The organism is Novosphingobium aquae (assembly GCF_037572715.1).
Taxonomy (GTDB): domain Bacteria; phylum Pseudomonadota; class Alphaproteobacteria; order Sphingomonadales; family Sphingomonadaceae; genus Novosphingobium; species Novosphingobium aquae.
This window is the reverse complement of record NZ_JBBHJY010000028.1, coordinates 1-1,144: the sequence shown is the minus strand read 5'-3', so window position 1 is coordinate 1,144 and position 1,144 is coordinate 1. Positions and strand designations below refer to the sequence as shown.

Genomic DNA, 1,144 nt, shown 5'->3' with positions numbered 1-1,144 from the left:
ACCATCAATCTGAGCGCAAGTGCGCTGCGCGCCTTGGCCAGCGCGAATACGGCCGCATCGAACTTGCAGACGGAGCCTGGTGTGACTCCCGGCACCATATCCACCGCGCTTGCAAGCGGCGCACCCGGAACGCTGGGAACAGCCAACATCCTTGCTACTACCCGCCAGACCGCCACGGACACCCTGGTCTGGAGCCGGGAGACCGCGATTCCGCCGCATGTTGAGCTAGGTGTGATTGCCGGCAGTGTGACCTCGAGCAAGATCACGGTGTCGGATGGCATCGAGGAAGCACTGGCTGTCGGAAACGAAGCAGGTTCTGCCATCACGCTTGAATCCGCAAACCAGTCCGGCGCTGGAATCGTGACGGATCAGCAGGTCAGTGGCAGCAGCGTCGTTCGTTCCGAACGGCTGGGAGAAGCGCGAATTGGCGCGCGCAGCCTTACCGGCAGCGATCTGGCGATCACGGGAAGTGTTCAGCGCGCCGTCGTCTATGCCAACACCTCGGCAAGTGACATCGTCGCAGAAGCCGGCTTGGTTCGTCCCGAACCTGGCAACGCCCCATCGCGCATCGATGGAACCGGAAGCGGTGCCGAGGTCAAAGCGACCATTGCCGTGCTTTCAGATCAGCGGCTTGCAGCATCTGTCGGGGCCAAGAGCTACGGCGGGTACAATCTCGAGGTGAGCGAAAACTCCGAAAGTTCGGCGCTGACGATCGGGAGCAATCGAAACCTGTCGGTTACTGCGGGCAATCGCTCCGCCAATAGGCTGGAGCTATCGATGACAGGCCTTGCTGCAACGCCCTATACGCAAGGCGCAATTGCCAATGTCACGAGTGTCCAGTCTTCGATGGGACTTGTTGACGCCCTGACCGACGGCGCACCGCGCGTGTCGGTCGCGGGTGCGAAGAACGTCGCAATCTCGGCCGGCGGCAACACAATGCTCTCCTCGGCGACGGCCAACCTGGCCGAAGGCAACACTCTCACCGTAACGGGCGGCGAGATGGTGCCGAGCATTCTTCTGCCGGGCGGCGGCGGAAACCCAGGTGGCTGGCCGCCGTTGCCGCCCGTCGGCACGGCGCTCGCCGATGCTGAAGGCGCCATGTCGGTGACTGCACCGTTCAGCATCCAGAATTCCCAGCTCAGCG

Annotated in this window: 1 protein-coding gene; it reads left to right on the top strand. The window is 62.9% G+C overall.

Features of this window, described 5'->3' with window-relative positions; all coding sequences use genetic code 11:
- The coding region (locus WG900_RS20115; protein WP_339970166.1) for a hypothetical protein at positions 1–1,144 on the top strand (1,144 nt) is incomplete at both ends.